This is a genomic window from Jejudonia soesokkakensis (assembly GCF_042664795.1).
Classification (GTDB): domain Bacteria; phylum Bacteroidota; class Bacteroidia; order Flavobacteriales; family Flavobacteriaceae; genus Jejudonia; species Jejudonia soesokkakensis.
Genome location: NZ_JBHTBN010000001.1, coordinates 131,658 through 148,732, shown reverse-complemented (window position 1 = coordinate 148,732; position 17,075 = coordinate 131,658). Strand labels below are relative to the sequence as shown.

At 36.3% G+C, this 17,075-nt stretch carries 17 protein-coding genes and 1 tRNA gene; 12 read left to right on the top strand and 6 right to left on the bottom strand.

Annotated elements, in window-relative coordinates; translation table 11 throughout:
- Positions 1-5 precede the first annotated feature (5 nt).
- From ACFQO1_RS00695 to ACFQO1_RS00665, 7 genes are all read left to right on the top strand, one after another.
- Positions 6-1,679 (top strand): S8 family peptidase, encoded by a 1,674-nt coding sequence (locus ACFQO1_RS00695; RefSeq protein ID WP_380215692.1) that lies wholly within the window; start codon positions 6-8, stop codon positions 1,677-1,679.
- Positions 1,679-3,538: a M1 family metallopeptidase gene (locus tag ACFQO1_RS00690; RefSeq protein ID WP_380215690.1), complete on the top strand. Its 1,860-nt coding sequence runs from the start codon at positions 1,679-1,681 to the stop codon at positions 3,536-3,538. Before ACFQO1_RS00695 ends, ACFQO1_RS00690 begins: the two co-directional genes overlap by 1 nt.
- A gap of 70 nt (positions 3,539-3,608) precedes the next feature.
- Positions 3,609-3,971 (top strand): ribonuclease P protein component, encoded by a 363-nt coding sequence (gene rnpA / locus ACFQO1_RS00685; RefSeq protein ID WP_380215688.1) that lies wholly within the window; start codon positions 3,609-3,611, stop codon positions 3,969-3,971.
- Complete coding sequence (locus ACFQO1_RS00680) at positions 3,955-4,797, top strand: DUF4349 domain-containing protein (RefSeq protein WP_380215686.1); 843 nt, start codon at positions 3,955-3,957, stop codon at positions 4,795-4,797. The genes rnpA and ACFQO1_RS00680 overlap by 17 nt, the downstream gene beginning before the upstream one ends.
- A gap of 4 nt (positions 4,798-4,801) precedes the next feature.
- A complete protein-coding gene (locus tag ACFQO1_RS00675; protein WP_380215684.1) occupies positions 4,802-6,436 on the top strand; it encodes a S41 family peptidase in 1,635 nt (544 codons plus the stop codon).
- Between the two features lie 3 nt (positions 6,437-6,439).
- Complete coding sequence (locus tag ACFQO1_RS00670) at positions 6,440-7,258, top strand: sterol desaturase family protein (protein WP_380215682.1); 819 nt, start codon at positions 6,440-6,442, stop codon at positions 7,256-7,258.
- Between the two features lie 106 nt (positions 7,259-7,364).
- Positions 7,365-7,736 (top strand): hypothetical protein, encoded by a 372-nt coding sequence (locus ACFQO1_RS00665; protein WP_380215680.1) that lies wholly within the window; start codon positions 7,365-7,367, stop codon positions 7,734-7,736.
- Here the strand turns inward: ACFQO1_RS00665 and ACFQO1_RS00660 are convergent.
- Genes ACFQO1_RS00660 through rpiB form a run of 3 tightly spaced genes read right to left on the bottom strand, consistent with a single transcriptional unit; the run spans position 7,726 to position 9,610 of the window.
- Complete coding sequence (locus tag ACFQO1_RS00660; protein ID WP_380215678.1) at positions 7,726-8,166, bottom strand: GNAT family N-acetyltransferase; 441 nt, start codon at positions 8,164-8,166, stop codon at positions 7,726-7,728. The two genes, ACFQO1_RS00665 and ACFQO1_RS00660, sit on opposite strands and share 11 nt — an antisense overlap.
- Before the next feature lie 41 nt (positions 8,167-8,207).
- Positions 8,208-9,125, bottom strand: coding sequence for a cation diffusion facilitator family transporter (locus ACFQO1_RS00655; protein WP_380215676.1), 918 nt, complete (start codon positions 9,123-9,125; stop codon positions 8,208-8,210).
- 53 nt (positions 9,126-9,178) lie between these two features.
- A complete protein-coding gene (gene rpiB, locus ACFQO1_RS00650) occupies positions 9,179-9,610 on the bottom strand; it encodes a ribose 5-phosphate isomerase B (RefSeq protein ID WP_380215674.1) in 432 nt (143 codons plus the stop codon).
- A 200-nt stretch (positions 9,611-9,810) separates the two neighbouring features.
- Here rpiB and ACFQO1_RS00645 point away from each other — a divergent pair, with 200 nt between their 5' ends.
- The gene (locus ACFQO1_RS00645; protein ID WP_380215672.1) at positions 9,811-10,218 is read left to right on the top strand and encodes a lipocalin-like domain-containing protein; all 408 of its coding nucleotides are present in this window, start codon (positions 9,811-9,813) and stop codon (positions 10,216-10,218) included.
- Between the two features lie 506 nt (positions 10,219-10,724).
- On the opposite strand, the gene ACFQO1_RS00640 is transcribed toward ACFQO1_RS00645, so the two are convergent.
- Positions 10,725-10,964, bottom strand: a complete 240-nt coding sequence (locus ACFQO1_RS00640; protein WP_380215670.1) for a putative signal transducing protein — start codon at positions 10,962-10,964, stop codon at positions 10,725-10,727.
- Between the two features lie 96 nt (positions 10,965-11,060).
- On the opposite strand from ACFQO1_RS00640, the gene rnr reads away from it, so the two are divergent.
- The 3 genes from rnr (at position 11,061) to ACFQO1_RS00625 (ending at position 14,779) form a co-directional block, all read left to right on the top strand.
- Positions 11,061-13,283 (top strand): ribonuclease R, encoded by a 2,223-nt coding sequence (rnr, locus tag ACFQO1_RS00635; protein WP_380215668.1) that lies wholly within the window; start codon positions 11,061-11,063, stop codon positions 13,281-13,283.
- A gap of 9 nt (positions 13,284-13,292) precedes the next feature.
- Positions 13,293-13,970 (top strand): head GIN domain-containing protein, encoded by a 678-nt coding sequence (locus tag ACFQO1_RS00630; RefSeq protein ID WP_380215666.1) that lies wholly within the window; start codon positions 13,293-13,295, stop codon positions 13,968-13,970.
- Between the two features lie 74 nt (positions 13,971-14,044).
- A complete protein-coding gene (locus ACFQO1_RS00625) occupies positions 14,045-14,779 on the top strand; it encodes a LysE family translocator (protein ID WP_380215664.1) in 735 nt (244 codons plus the stop codon).
- Between the two features lie 28 nt (positions 14,780-14,807).
- Here ACFQO1_RS00625 and ACFQO1_RS00620 read toward each other — a convergent pair.
- Both ACFQO1_RS00620 and folB read right to left on the bottom strand, forming a co-directional pair.
- Positions 14,808-14,881, bottom strand: a tRNA-Cys gene (locus tag ACFQO1_RS00620).
- A 104-nt stretch (positions 14,882-14,985) separates the two neighbouring features.
- Positions 14,986-15,342 (bottom strand): dihydroneopterin aldolase, encoded by a 357-nt coding sequence (gene folB, locus ACFQO1_RS00615; protein WP_380215662.1) that lies wholly within the window; start codon positions 15,340-15,342, stop codon positions 14,986-14,988.
- 56 nt (positions 15,343-15,398) lie between these two features.
- Here folB and ACFQO1_RS00610 point away from each other — a divergent pair, with 56 nt between their 5' ends.
- Positions 15,399-17,075 carry a glutamine--tRNA ligase/YqeY domain fusion protein gene (locus ACFQO1_RS00610; protein ID WP_380215660.1) on the top strand — a complete coding sequence of 559 codons (1,677 nt, stop codon included), beginning with the start codon at positions 15,399-15,401 and terminating at the stop codon, positions 17,073-17,075.

Here is a 17,075-nt window from a genome sequence, read left to right as displayed (position 1 = left end):
AAAACATGAATACATTAAAATCTTTCTTTTTCGCTACAGGTGCAGCTATACTACTATCGAGTTGTAGTGGTGGTTCAGCTCCTATTGTGGCAACCCCAGTTGCCAATATTGATACAATGCCTCTAAAAGTTACGCCACTTTCAGAAACACAATTACAATCGTGGACCATGGCAGACCTTCCTACAGATACCATACCCGGGATGAGTGTTGATAAGGCTTATGATGAACTTATCAAAAACAAAAAAGGGTCTAAGGTCATCGTAGCGGTTATTGATAGTGGTATTGATATTGAACATGAAGATCTTAAAGATATAATCTGGACCAATACAGATGAGATTCCTGGAAATGGAAAAGATGATGATAACAATGGCTATATTGATGATATCCACGGATGGAATTTTTTAGGAGATATTGTAGGTGAAAACTTAGAATATGTTCGATACATAAAAAAATTAGGTCCCAAATATGAAGGGAAAACTGAAGCTTCTATAAGTGCGGCAGATAGAGAAGAATTTGCATTATACCAAAAAGCAAAAGCTGAATACGAAAAGGAATTTCAACAGGCAAATGCTGGAAAGGCTCAATATGAGCAAATCTTAGGACAGGTAAAGCCAGCACATGCTGCAATGACTTTAAAATTAGGAAAAGCAGATTATACTGCTAAAGAACTGGCAGCTATCAAAGATCCTTCTGCAGAAGAACAAGCCATGATTGCAGGACTTACTCAAATGCTAAGTTATGGAGATAGTGTTCCAGAAGTTATAAAAGAGTTGGAGGGTGGTATAGCCTATTTTTCTGGAAGATTAGAAACTCATTTTAATATGACAGAAGATTTTAGAAGTGTATTAGGTGATAATCCAGATAGTATGGACGGAAAGGTCTATGGAAATAATGATGTTGACGGTCCAGATCCTAAAAAAGAAGATGCGAAGCATGGTACTCACGTTGCTGGAATTATTGCCGCACAACGGAACAACAATATTGGTGCAAATGGCGTCGCGCAAAACGTAGAAATTATGGTGTTAAGAGCTGTTCCAGATGGTGATGAATACGATAAAGATATTGCCTTGGCAATTCGATATGCAGCAGATAATGGAGCAAAAGTGATAAATACTAGCTTCGGAAAGTATTACTCTCCACATCCTGAATGGGTTTGGGATGCCATAAAATATGCTGCTTCAAAGGATGTTTTGGTTGTAAACGCTGCAGGAAATGAAGCTTTTGACCTTGATGGAATTCAGGTGTATCCAAATGATCAAACTACAGATAACACTACAGAGGTTGCTACAAACTTTATTACCATTGGAGCATTAAACTACAAATATGGTAGTGAAATGGTAGCAAGTTTTTCAAACTACGGAGTTTCTAATGTAGATGTTTTTGCGCCTGGTGTAGAAATATATTCTACAACACCTTTAAATACGTATGAATATCTTCAAGGGACTTCGATGGCCTCTCCCGCAGTAGCAGGAGTGGCGGCAATGATACGCTCTTATTATCCTAATTTATCTGCTGCTCAGGTAAAACAAATTTTAATGACTAGCGGATTAACTTCAAATACTCCTGTGATATTAGGCGGAGACCCTACCAGAACCAGTAATTTTAATAAAATTTCTAAGTCTGGAAAAATGGTAAATATGTATAACGCCATCATCATGGCAGATAAAATGTCTAAATAATGAAAAATATAGTTAAAAGCTTTCTTACTCTTTTTATAACCTTAAGTGCATTTGCACAAAATAATACCTCCTACTGGCAACAAAAAGTCGATTACAAGATGGAAATCGATATGGATGTTGAAACTTGGCAATATACAGGGAAACAAGAACTAGTCTATACTAACAATTCACCAGAAACTTTAGAAAGGGTCTTTTATCATTTATACTTTAACGCTTTTCAGCCAGGAAGCGAAATGGATGTTCGCTCACGTACCATCGAAGATGCAGATGGTCGAGTGGCTGATCGTATTTCGAAATTAGCAACCAATGAGATAGGTTTTATCAAGCCTATGGTACTTAAACAAGATGGAAAGCCCCTAGATTACGAAGTGGTGGGTACCGTAATGGAGGTGAAGCTCAACACTCCTATTGCCTCTGGTACTAGTAGTACATTTTCAATGGAATGGTTGGCGCAAGTCCCAGTACAAATAAGAAGAAGTGGTCGTAATAATGCCGAAGGTGTTGCGCTATCAATGACTCAGTGGTATCCTAAAATGGCAGAATATGATTTTCAAGGCTGGCATGCAGATCCATATATTGGAAGAGAATTTCATGGGGTTTGGGGTGATTTTGATGTTAAAATTTCGATTGACGAAGCATACACTATTGGAGGAACAGGGTATCTTCAAAATCCTGCCGAAATAGGAAAAGGTTATGCTCCACCGGGTCAAAAAACAATGAAGCCTGTAAATGGAAAATATACATGGCATTTTAAAGCTCCTAAGGTTCATGATTTTACCTGGGCTGCAGATACTAACTATATACACGACACTTACGAAGGTCCTAATGGTGTCACATTACATTTTCTTTATAAAGATGATCCAGAAATTAAAGAAAATTGGAAAAATCTTCAGCCTAAAACGGCTGCGCTCATGGAGTATTTTAATGAAAAGATTGGACCCTATCCGTACGAACAATATTCAGTAATACAAGGTGGAGATGGCGGAATGGAGTATGCGATGTGTACGCTGATTACTGGAAAAAGAAAATTTGGAAGTCTTGTAGGTGTTACATCTCATGAACTAGCACATACATGGTTCCAGTTTCTAATGGCAACTAACGAAGCAAAACATGAATGGATGGACGAAGGCTTTACATCTTATATTTCCAATGAAGCTATGAACGTGGTGATGGATGAGAAAAACCCGAATCCGCACACAGGTTCCTATCGAGGGTACCAGTTTATGGCTTTGAGCGGGAATGAACAGCCGGCAACAACTCATGCAGATCGCTATGCATCTAATAGAATGTATGGAATTACAGCATATAGTAAAGGCGCTGTCTTTTTAGCACAACTTGGTTATATTATTGGCAAAGATAACCTGGATAAAACTTTAAACCGTTACTATGAGGATTGGGCATTTAAACACCCAACACCTAACGATTTTATTCGGGTAGCCGAAAAAGTATCAGGTTTTGAACTAGACTGGTACCTAACAGACTTTATGCAGACTACCAATACGATCGATTATGGGATTAAAGATGTTCAAACCAATAAAGGGGCAACTGTAGTAACTCTAGAGCGAATCGGGTTGATGCCAATGCCTATCGATCTATATGTGACTTATGTCGATGGAACTGAAGAAATTTTTCATATCCCACTACAGATGACCAGATCAGAAAAAGCTAATCCATATCCTAAAATGAAATGGACTGTTTTAAAAGACTGGGCATGGGCATATCCAACCTATGAACTAAGTATTCCTAGCGATAAAAAGGTTAAAACTATGGTGATTGACGCTACCAATTTGATGGCTGATATCAATCCTGAAAATAATACCTACGGAATGGAAAAAATGGATGACAAAGAAAAAAAGTAATTTCTTTTCTGAAAAATAGAATTGAAAGACCCTTTGGTAGTACTGAAGGGTCTTTTTATATCTTTACAGTATGAGCCACAAATTTCCTAAAGCCGAAAAATTGAAAAGCCGAAAGACCATCGAGCTCCTGTTTGCTGAAGGAAAATCGATAACGAAATTTCCTATCAAACTTATTTATCTCCCTTCGGAAGCCTCCAAGACACAAGCAGCCTTTGCCGTTCCAAAACGAAATTTTAAACTAGCTGTACATCGCAATCGAATCAAAAGACAACTTAGAGAGGCGTATCGTCTTCAAAAACAATACCTTTTACACAATAATGGCCCAACTTTTGCGCTTTTATTTTTATACCTTAGTAAAGAGAATGTTCCCTATCCAACAATGGAATCTTCGGTAAAAAAAATACTTAAAAAATTAAATGATGAAAATAGCTAGTCTTATTTTATTCATGTTAGCTGCAGGTTGCGGTGGTGGAAGTTCCAATGATACTGCTATGCTAAGGACCGAAACGTCTGCTGCAGATTACAGTTATGACGAATATGAAGTAGAGGAATCTATTATTGAAAGTAGTGATATAACACAAGAAACTCCAGCTCCTAAAAGAGAACAGCAGATCATTCGTACTGGCCACTTAGAATTTGAATCTAAAGATCCCGCCGCAACGCACGCGAAGATTCTTCAGTTGGTAGAGAAGTATAATGGGACTGTTCAAAATGATAATTCAGGAAAAGGCTATAACCGAATTTTCAGAACGATCGTGGTCCGTGTTCCTTCACAAAACTTTATGTCGTTTATCGAAGGTGTTTCCGAAGGCGTAGACTATTTCGACCAACGCAATATTTCGGCAAGAGATGTGACCGAAGAATTTGTAGATCTGGAAGCGCGCCTTAAAGCAAAAAGAGAACTAGAAAATCGTTATTTAGAATTACTAAAACAGGCTAAAAACGTAAAAGAAATTCTAGAAATAGAGCGAGAACTTTCGACGATTCGAGAAGAAATTGAAGCACGACAAGGTCGGTTAGAATATTTAAAAAGTCAGGTGTCTATGAGCACTGTGACCATTGAAGTGTATAAATTAACAAGTGAAACTGGAATCACCGAATCGTATGGTCAAAAAATGAAAAATGCCCTTGCAGGGGGTTGGGATGGAATTTCGGTCTTTTTCCTCGGAATTTTATATGCATGGCCGCTTCTCATTGTTATCGCTATCATCTTCTTTGCAGCACGTTGGCTCATTAGAAAAAACAGAATTAAACAATAATACTATGAAAAAGAAAATCATTCTCCCTATCCTTGCTATTGGAATTTTACTTTCAACCGTAAGTTTTACAACAAGTTATAAAAATGACTTTTTTGAAATTGCCAAGCAAATAGAAATTTTCACAACGCTTTTCAAAGAGCTAAATATGAACTATGTGGATGAGCAAACTCCAGCCACTTTAATGGACAAGGCTATTACCGGTATGCTGGCAGATCTAGATCCCTATACGGTGTATTGGACAGAACAGGAGGTTGAGGATTCGCGTATCAATAATTCTGGAGTTTATACAGGTGTAGGAGCTTCGGTTCGCACGTTGGAAGATAAGATTGTCATCCTGGAGCCTTTTAAAGGCTATCCTGCCGATAAAGCAGGTTTAAAAGCGGGTGACGAAATTATTAGTATTGATGGTACCCTTCTGAAGGATTATGATGATGACACTGGAAATCTTTTAAAAGGAACAGCGGGTTCTGAAGTTATGATTACCTATATGCGCCAGGGAAAAACTGAAACAACCAAACTAACGAGGGAAGCGGTGGCAGTAAAAGCAGTGCCCTTCTACAAGTTGTTTAATGATAACATTGGGTATATCGTACTGCGCAAGTTCAACAGAAAAACAACTTCTGAAACAAAAGCTGCCTTGGAAGATCTAAAATCACAGGGAGCGACAAAGATCATTCTGGATCTTCGTGGAAATCCTGGCGGATTGCTAAACGAAGCAATCAATGTGGTAAATTTATTTGTACCAAAAGATGAGGTAATTACGACCACACAATCTGTAATCCCCAAGTATAATAAGGTCTATAAAACGCAAACTGATCCTGTAGATACCGAAATTCCATTAGCAGTATTGGTAAACGGAAGAAGTGCGTCGGCTAGTGAAATTGTTTCTGGGGGCTTACAAGACCTGGATCGAGCAGTGATTGTAGGTGCAAGAAGTTTTGGAAAAGGTCTGGTGCAGCGTCCAAAAAAATTAACCTATGGAACTCAATTAAAGGTTACTATATCAAGATATTATACACCAAGCGGAAGGTGTATCCAAGCACTGGACTATTGGAATCGTGATGAAAATGGCGACCCTATTCGTGTAGATGCGAAGGAGTACAACGCTTATAAAACCAAAGGGGGAAGAACCGTATATGATGGCGGCGGAATTTTACCCGATATTGAAGTGGAGACAGCTGTATTTAGTCCCATTACAACGGCTTTATTGAAAGACAATGCTATTTTTAACTATGCAACACAATATTACTATAGCCATACGATGACCGACTGGAAAAATTTTGAGTTTACGGATGCCGATTTTAGTGATTTTCAAGCGTATTTGAAAAAGGAAGGTTTTAATTATGAAACCTCTACAGAAGTTGAATTTGCAGAAGCACTTCGGAAAGCTGAAGATGATGATCTTAAAAGTGAAATAGAAGCCAGTTATGCACAATTAATGAAATCTATAGAAACAGCTAAAGATAAAGCGTTAGTGAAGAAGAAAGCGGAAATTAAGTCGCTCATAAGTGATGAAATCTTAAAGCGTTATTTCTATACCGAAGGGTTGTACGAATACCAACTAGAGAATAATCCGGAAATATTAGCCGCTGTTGAGGTTTTAAATAATACCTCCAAATATGCTAAGATTTTAAAATAAACTTTGGAAGCTTTTCTCAACTTTTTTGAAACAATGCCCATCTGGATGAAAGCCGGTTGGGTCTTTTTTGTTTTAGCTATATTTTGGATTTTAGAAGGCTATTATAGTCTTGTGATTCTCAACTATAAAAAATGGAAACACGCTAAGGTTAATTTAATTTTACTCCTTTTTGTAATGGTCATAAATGCACTATTCGGTATTGTTACAGTAGGTGTATTTAATTGGTTATCTGATTCAAAATTTGGATTGTTACATCAATTTGTGGCTCCTGTCTGGGTAGAATTAATCCTTTCAATTTTGGTATTGGATCTAATTGCACAGTATGGAGTACATTATCTATTACATAAGGTTCCAGCCATGTGGCGATTACATCTTGTTCATCATAGTGATAAAAACGTGGACGCAACTACGGGTACCCGACACCATCCTTTTGATTTTATCATTCGGGAAACATTTGCGTTAATAGCGGTCATCCTAATGGGAATGCCCATTGCTTTTTATCTTTTCTACAGAATACTAAGTGTTGCATTTACCTATTTTACTCATGCTAATATTAAAATGCCTTTAGCATTAGATAAAGGTTTGAGCTGGATCATCGTCACCCCGAACATGCATAAGTTCCACCATCATTTTGAACTCCCCTGGACAGATTGTAATTACGGGAATATGTTTTCGATTTGGGATAGACTATTTGGAACATTTGTGTATGGAGATCCCTCAAAAATTGTGTATGGCGTAGACATTGCAGATCATACAAACGATGAAAGTCTAGCGGTACAATTAGGAATTCCTTTTAACCGCACCGTGCACTCTAAAAAATAGTTTTTAATTTCTGAAAACTAAAAAAACGGATCAAAATCCAGGCAATTTAAAAAGCTTAACGCTTCATTAACAGCTATTTTTAATGTAAATCTGTATATTGTTGGTTATGGTACAAGTAGACAAACGCGAAAGCACAGAAACAATTAAAGAAGCTGTAGAATATTTAGAGCACAGAGATTACGAAAACATCAAAGCAGATATTGAAGGGTACGAAACGCCCGTCTCATTTAATAAAAAGGGCAGTGATATTTCAATTACACCCGATATCGTAGCTGAACGAGCAGGAATAAAACATTACTTCGATATTAGCTTGAAGTCTGAAAAGCCAAATCTTTTAAAGTCTAAATGGCGCTTGTTAGAGGTTATTAGCCGAATGAGAAAAGCAAAGTTCAAAGTGATTACTAAACGTGGTCATTATAGTTTTACCAACGCTATGTTGGAAGACCTTAACTTAGAAAAAAATATGATTAAGTTGTAATCATCGCAATGTGAGGAATACCATCCTCTAAATATTCTTCACCTATAGGCTCAAAGCCATGTGATTGATAAAACTTAATGAGATAGGTTTGTGCTGAAAGCTTAATAGATTCGGTTGCAAACCTATTTTTTATGGCTTTTTTTGAAGCTTTCATGATGTCATGTCCGTAACCGAATTTACGTTCAGATTCAAGAACAACTACTCTACCGATGGCTGCTTCAGAAAAATAATACCCAGGTTTAAAACACCGGGTATAGGCAACTATCTTACCTTCTTTTGTACCAATAACATGAAGTGCGTTTAGATCCTTTCCGTCGATATCCTGATAGACACACTTCTGTTCCACCACAAACACTTCGCTTCGAAGCTGCAACAAATCGTGTAATTCTATAGTCGTTAATTCCGAAAAGTTTTTTACTGTAATTTCCATAATTAAACGCTGTTTACTAGTAATTAAGACTCATTGCTCTTCTAATCCTGAACAATGATATCTTTAGGATCATCTTTATTAAATTCTGGCTGGATGGTGACATGATTTATTTTATATTCATGAAATAGCAACTCTTCAATTTCTTCTATAATCGTATCAAATTCTGAAATTGATATATCTGTTTTAAATTCAATATGTGCTTCCAGATGGGTCTCTTTTTCATTTAATTGCCATACATGTACATGATGGATATTTTGTACCTGTTCAAGCGCGACGATCTTTTTCGATATCTTATCCAATTGTAAATGCTCTGGAGTAAATAACATCAACACTTTAAATGAGGACTTTAATAAATCATACCCCATAAACATTAGGTATATAGCAATTAAAATAGTGAGCACACTATCTACCCAAAACCAGCCGAAATATTTCATTAATAAACCACCTACAAGGACAGCTACAGAAGCAGACATATCTGTTAATAAGTGTAAATAGGCAGAACGCATATTCATGTTCTCCTTCGAATCTTTCCGAAGTAATAGAACACTAAAGCCATTGGCAACGATTCCTAACAACGCTAACCAAATAACAATGCCACTTTCTATTTTCTGCGGATCTAAAAACCTATGGATTGCTTCATAGACCAAGTAAATTGCAACAATTATTAATGAAAGTGCATTTACGAATGCTGCAAGGATCTCGGCACGTTTATAACCAAATGTGCGCTCGAGAGAAGCTTCTTTTTTTGAAAATTTATCGGCGATATAACTAACAATTAAAGAAAGAACATCGCTAAAATTATGGAGTGCGTCTGAAAGTAAAGATAGACTTCCAGAGATCAATCCGCCAATGACCTGAGCAATCGTGATTGTAATGTTTAAAAGTATAGTAAGTAATAACTTTCTACCTTTTAAATCAGGATGTATGTGAATATGGCTATGAGAATGTGAATGCTCCAATCTTTTTTGTTTTAAAGATAGTGCTTTTATAAAACGGTAGAAAAACCAAATATTTAACTACAGGAAATTTTATCGACTCTTTTTTGATGACGACCCCCTTCAAACTTAGTTTCTAAAAAAATCTCTACCAAGCCTACAGCTTGTGGAATCGCCGTAAATCGAGCAGGAATACAAATGATATTTGCGTTATTATGACGGCGTGTTAGACTTGTAATTTCTTTATTCCAACAGATGCCTGCACGAACTTTCTCATATTTATTTGCAGTCATAGCGACTCCGTTAGCACTACCACAGATGAGTATACCGAAATCTGCTTTACCATCATTGACAGCTTTGGCAACAGGATGTACAAAATCTGGATAGTCCACACTTTCATTAGTATCTGTACCAAAGTTTTGCACTTCGTACTTTTTATTTTTTAGGTAGTCCACTACAGCAAATTTATACTCGGGTCCAGCGTGGTCATTTCCAATAGCTATTTTCATGGTGTGTAAACAGATGATAGTATCTGCTTTATTATTTAGTTAATTACTTCGTTGATTTGCAATCCAGTTTTTATTATTAAATGAAAAAGGAGTGCTTATTTACTTGAAATGTTCTTTTACAAATATAAGGCATTCATAAGTTCTTGATGACAATTTTTATTGCAACCGATGAAGTTCAAATAACGCTCAAAATTCCTCGTATGAAAACTATACTTAACATTAGCCTAATCCTTTCTGTATTTATTCTGTTTTCTTGTAATAAAGATGATTCAAAAGATGAAAATAATAATATCGAACTAATCGTTGGCGAGTGGCAACTTGACAAACGGTTTTTTTTAGGGAAAGATGGAAGTGTTACAGAAGTGGAATTAGATCCTTGCGATCAATTTACAACCCTCACATTCAATGATGATTTTACTTATTTCTATACTCTTCGTACAGGAACTAATTGTGAAGCAAATAATGACCGCTCTGGAGTATATGAATTTATTGAAGAAAACAGAATAATTCTTGAGGGTAATACTTTTGCTATTTATACTATTCGAGGTACTGTTTTAGATGCTAATTATCAAGAATCTTTTTTTTCTGAAGAGTTTATAAAATTATGAGTATTATGTATCAACACATTACATTTTAATAGTGTTTAGTTAACAATGCGTTAACAAAAGTGTTGATATCTAACTGTTCAAAAAAGACAACTAAAGTTGTGTATTTCATTTGATTTATCCATATCATTTTAAAATTGAGGTTAACAAATTTTTAAGACTTCAGTTATCTATAATTTATAAGATCTTTCTGTTCATTTTTTAACAGTAAGTATCGCAAAAGTTATTAAATATTAGTTGTCAACATAACTTTTGAACTGTTGTTAATGAAACTAGCTAATCCTTTATTTTTCAGAAAGAATGCGTATCTATAAGATGTTGATAAGCGACTCACATTTTTCTATAAGTGACATTTACATCATTATTACTAAAAAGTTATGCTAGCTATTAACATACCATCATCATCATCATTTTATTTTAAAAATTTAGAAAGAAAAAAGAAATATACTATAGCTTGTTGATAAGTGAATTTTTATGGATTTTGAAGAACCTTTCCGAAGAGAAAAGAATTAAACAATTCGTAAATGGGAAGCCTGATCCATATTTTTTATGATTTGAGTAGCTCGTTCGATATCCAACTCATGCACTTTTAATCGAATACCTCCAAAGGCATTACTGTGAAAAGGCAACACACTTACCATGGTTTCATTCAAAAAAACATGATCTATTTCTTCCTGTTCTAGTAATAAACGAAGCACCGCATATTCGCTAGGGAAGGTAAAAATTGCTATGGTTTTAAAATCTTTCATGAGATGCATCACTCTCTGTGAAGTTACTAAATCTTTCCTAATAAATTACATAGGTCGCTTTAATAGCCCTACTTTTGCGATATACAAGAAATAACTATGCCGAAAAGGAATAAAAAAAGGAATAAAAAAAATAAAATTGAAGGATTAACACAAAGCATACTTGCTATCCTTCGCAAAGATCACAGTAAACCCTATAACTACAAACAGCTTGCTGCCAAATTAGGAGTAGATGATCCTAGCAGTAGAAATCAGATTATAAAGAAATTACGTTCACTTCAAACTGAAGGTACCATTCAAGAGATCGATCGTGGTAAGTTTATAATTACCCCTTCTCAAAATTATTATACAGGAAGAGTAGATATAGCAGGCCGTGGACAAGGGTATATCATCGTGGAAGATCTGGAAGAAGATATCTTGGTTAAAAATAAGAATCTAAACAAGGCGCTTCAAGGAGATACGGTTGAAGTATACGTTTTTAAACGCCGTCGTGGTGGAAAGACCGAAGGTGAAATCACCAAAATTATTGAACGTAAGAAAACCGACTTTGTTGGGGTGATTGATATTCAGGAGAATTTTGCTTTTGTTGATGTCACCGATCATAAAATGTATACCGATATTTTTATTCCGAAGAATAAAATTAATGGTGCTAAACAGGGAGAAAAAGTATTGGTTAAAATGGAAGATTGGCCAGAAAAAGCCGACAGTCCGTTTGGTTTGGTACTAAAAGTGCTGGGAATGCCAGGTGAACACAATACCGAAATACATTCTATCTTAGCACAATACGGTTTGCCTTATGATTTTCCTCCAGAAGTAGAAGTGTATGCCAATAAATTGGATACAAAAATCCATCCTGAAGAAATTAAGAAACGTCGTGATATGCGAAAGGATCTCACATTTACTATAGATCCTAAAGACGCAAAAGATTTTGATGATGCGTTATCATTCACAAAACTCGAAAATGGAAATTATGAAATTGGAATTCATATAGCCGATGTATCACATTACCTACAAACAGGAACTGTTTTAGACGATGAGGCATATGAGCGTGCTACCTCAGTTTATTTGGTAGATAGAGTGGTACCCATGCTTCCTGAAATTTTATCAAATGGAGCTTGTTCATTACGGCCAAATGAAGAAAAATATACCTTTTCTGCGGTGTTTGAAATGAACGATAAAGCTGAAGTACTTAAAAAATGGTTTGGAAGAACCGTGACGTATAGCGATGCTCGTTTTGCGTATGAAGAAGCGCAAGAAATTATTGATAATAATCCAGATTGGAATGGAAGTGTTGCAGATTTAAATACGACAATTTCTTCGGAAGTTTCTTTAACAGGAAACCAATACAATACAGATCCGGCAATTGCTGAAGCGACTCTAGAAATGGATCGGCTTGCAAAAATACTTCGGAAAAAAAGAATGCATAACGGAGCTATTTCGTTCGATAAAGTAGAAGTAAAATTTATACTGGATGAAAATAATAATCCGGAAGGTGTTTATTTTAAAGAAAGCCGTGATGCCAACAAATTAATTGAAGAATTTATGTTGCTAGCCAACCGAAGCGTAGCAGAATTTATTGGTAAACAAAATCCGAAGAAAACATTTGTCTACCGTGTACACGATGAACCAGATGATGAAAAGATAGCAGCGCTGGAAAATATTATCAAACAATTTGGATATAAATTAAACACTCGTGATAGAAAATCTACGTCTCAATCCTTAAATAAATTATTGAAAGATGTCAACGGTCGAAAAGAACAAAATCTAATTGATACGCTTGCCATCCGTAGCATGAGTAAGGCAGTCTATACCACAAATAATATTGGACACTACGGACTCGCCTTCGACTATTATACACACTTCACGTCCCCTATTCGACGCTATCCAGATGTGATGGTACATCGTTTGTTACAGCGATATCTCGACGGAAAGGACAGTGCAAAAGAAGAAAAATACGAAGACCGTTGTAGCCATTCTAGCGATATGGAAAATCTCGCTGCCAATGCAGAACGCGATAGCATCAAGTACATGCAGGTTAAATACATGCAGGACCATAAAGATGAAGAATTTTTAGGGGTAATCTCTGGTGTGACCGAATGGGGAATTTATGTAGAAATCATTGCAAACAAATGTGAAGGGATGGTACGTAATCAGGATATGAGAGACGATCATTATATTTTTGATAAAGAGGCCTATGCAGTGATTGGTCAAAAAACAAAAACAACTTACACCTTAGGAGATGAAGTGATGGTAAAAGTTAAAAATGCAGACTTAGTAAAGAAACATCTTGACTTTATCATGCTGGGACATAAAAAAGATTAAAAAATGAGGATGAAAAATCTTCTTTTTGTTGTTGCTATACTAGTAAGCACATCATTTTTTGCACAAAATACGGTCGAAAAAATGGTAGCTGATTTTAAAGAAGTTAAAGTCTTTGATAAAATACAGGTGACGTTGATCAAATCTTCTGAAACAAAGGTCTCTATTCGTGGTGAACGCAAGTACGAAGTAAAAATATTGGAGGATGAAGGTGTACTTATCATTCGGTTAGAAACTAGTGAACGGCTGGATGGTGAAGATACCTTTGTGGATGTTTATTACACCAATCTGGAAATTATAGATACCAATGAAGGTTCTGTAATTACCTCTAAGGAAACAATTATTTCTGAAAACTTAGAACTCAAAGCTCAGGAGGGTGGTAAAATTAAAGTAACCATTGCTTCGGAAAATGTTATAGTAAAATCTGTTTCTGGTGGTGAGGTTTCAGCTTCTGGAGCAGCAAAAATGCAGGATATAACCATCAATTCTGGCGGAAAATACTACGCCAAAGATTTACAAACCGAAACGACAGAAGTTTCAGTAACGGCAGGTGGAAGAGCAGAAATATATGTAACAGAAACTGTCGATGCTAAAGTAACTGCAGGCGGAAACATCAAGATCTTCGGAAATCCAAAAGACATTAAAAAGAAAAAATTTGCGGGTGGGCGAATTGAGATTATTGAAAATTAGAAAGTCGATTTCTGTTTCTTTCTAAATCGATAAAAGGCTGGCAAACCAAAACATTTCATTACTTTTGAAATACTATGTTTGATGGTTTTGGATATGCTGCTTTTTATGGATTTCTACTGGCTTTTGCAGTAGGACCTGTATTCTTTACACTTATTGAAACCAGTATTACCAAAGGATTTAGAGCAGGTCTTTTTTTTGATCTAGGAGCGATCTTTGCAGATATTGTTTTTATTCTCATTGCTTATTTTAGTACTACTAAATTACTAGATCGTGTAAAAGATGACCCAGCTCTTCTTATTTTTGGAGGGGCAGTATTAATTGCATACGGAGTGATTTCATACATTAGAACGCAACGCTCCCTTTTTAGAATTGTTAGAGAACATCATGCAATCGCAGTTCAGCGAAATCTTGGCGGATTATTTTTAAAAGGATTTCTTCTTAATTTTGTAAATTTTGGTGTCTTAGCTGGTTGGATTGCTGTAATCATAATGGCAAATGCCCTAACAACGGGTCCAAATGGAGTTTTCTATTTTTTATCTACCGTTTTGATCACTTTCTTTATTACAGATTTGTTGAAGATAAGCCTTGCGAAAAGACTTAAAAATAAAATGACCCCCAGATTTATTGTGAAGACCCGAAAGTGGGTAAGTATTCTCATTACTTTTTTTGGTGCATTATTATTACTTCAAGGAATTTTTCCTTCGAGAGTCCAGGCAGAATTGGAAAAAATACCCTCACCAATGGATCAATTGGAAAAACCCATTCCCCCTGTGGAAGGGCACCCTATAGACGAAACGAAATTAAAATAAAAAAACCTTCAGTATTTACTGAAGGTTTTGGAGGCATCTAGCGGATTCGAACCGCTGTAGAAGGTTTTGCAGACCTCTGCCTAGCCACTCGGCCAAGATGCCATATAAGTTACAAAGTTAAAAATTACTTCCTTTTTTACTTTGCAGGGGGCAAATATATAAGATTAACGTGAAAAAGTCTACTTAAGCAAGTTTTTTGTTTGCATTTATCTCTTAGCATGCATTGTTACACTTACACTAGCAACATCACCTCCAATAGGCGGATTGACCTTTGCTACGTTCACAGAAGCTTCAGAAACAAGTGAGATTTCAGTAAAAATACGATCAATAATACGCTGTCCCACATGTTCCAATAGTTTAGAACGTACGTCCATTTCCTCTTTCACAATTTTATTAAGGTGAACATAGTCTACGGTATCATCTAAATCATCTGTAGCCGCAGCAGCAGAAAGATCTGCAATAACAGTTAAATTGACCAAGTATTCAGATCCTATTTGCCCCTCCTCAAGCAAGCAACCATGAAAGGCGTACACCTTGATATTTTTTAATTTAATAGTGCTCATACAAAACGCTTTTAGCAAAGATACTTTTTTTACCTTTGTACTTGTATAAAACGGTTATGACACAAGAGAAAGAATCACTCAATTTTATTGAGCATATTATAGAAGACGATTTGCAAAGCACACACTCAAAAAGTGACCTTTGCTTTAGGTTTCCGCCAGAACCAAATGGCTACTTACATATAGGACATGCCTCGTCCATTTGCCTCAATTTTGGATTAGGATTACGCTACAATGCGCCAGTTAACCTTCGGTTTGATGATACAAACCCTGCCAAAGAAGAACAAGAGTTTGTTGATGCCATAAAGCGTGATATTGAATGGCTAGGATATACATGGGCTACGGAATGTTATGCAAGTGATTACTTTCAGCAGCTATACGATTGGGCAGTAGATCTTATTAAAAATGGAAAAGCGTATGTTGATTCGCAGTCTTCTGAAGCGATTGCACTTCAAAAAGGAACACCTACGACACCTGGAACAGCAAGCCCGTATCGTAATCGGTCTATTGAAGAAAACCTGGAGCTTTTCAGAAAAATGAAAGATGGCGAAGCAGCAGAAGGAGAACATGTTTTACGGGCAAAAATTGATATGAGTTCCTCCAATATGTTGATGCGGGATCCTGTCATGTATAGAACATTACATAAACATCATCATAGAACTGGCACCGATTGGAAGATCTTCCCAATGTACGACTGGACACATGGGGAAAGTGATTATATCGAACAGGTTTCACACTCTTTCTGCACTTTGGAATTCTTGCCTCATAGAGAGTTGTATGATTGGTTTCTCGACCAGGTATATGATCCAGAAAAATTACGTCCTAAACAACGCGAATTTGCCCGTAGAAATTTAAGCCATACCGTTGTGAGTAAACGAAAATTAGCTCGCTTGGTGGAAGAAGGGATTGTCTCTGGATGGGACGACCCTAGAATGCCAACAATTTCGGGACTTAGACGTCGAGGGTATACAGCAGACTCAATCAAGAATTTTGCTGAAAGTATTGGCGTTGGAAAACGTGAAAATTTGATTGATGTCTCCCACTTAGAATTTAATGTACGGGATGATCTCAATAAAAAGGCAGATCGTGTGATGGTAGTACTGGATCCTGTAAAATTGATCATTACAAACTATCCCGAAGGTCAAACAGAATGGCTGGAGGCAGAAAATAATCAGGAAGACGATAGTGCTGGATTTAGAAAAGTGCCTTTTTCAAGAGAATTATTAATTGAAAAAGAAGACTTTAAAGAATCTGCAAATAAAAAATACTTTAGACTTACCCTTGGAAAAGAAGTGCGGTTAAAAAATGCATACATCATTAAAGGGGAAAGCGTCGTAAAAGATGCAGAAGGAAACATTACAGAAATACATTGTACGTATGATCCCGACAGTAAATCTGGCAGTGGTACAGAAGCTTCTATGCGTCGTGTTAAAGGAACATTACATTGGGTTTCTGCAGAACAAGCCTTACCTGTTGAAGTTCGTTTGTATGATCGCTTATTTACCGACCCTTCTCCCGATACACATAAGGAAAAAGATTTTCTTGATTTCATAAACCCAAATTCCTTAGAGGTAATAACTGCCTATGCAGAACCGAGCTTAAAAGAATTAAAAGTTGAAGAAAAAGTACAGTTTCAACGGTTAGGGTATTTTGTAGTAGATAGAGACAGTACGAAAAGTAAGATGGTGTTTAATAGAACCGTTCCGCTGCGCGATTCGTGGGCTAAATTGGCTTAA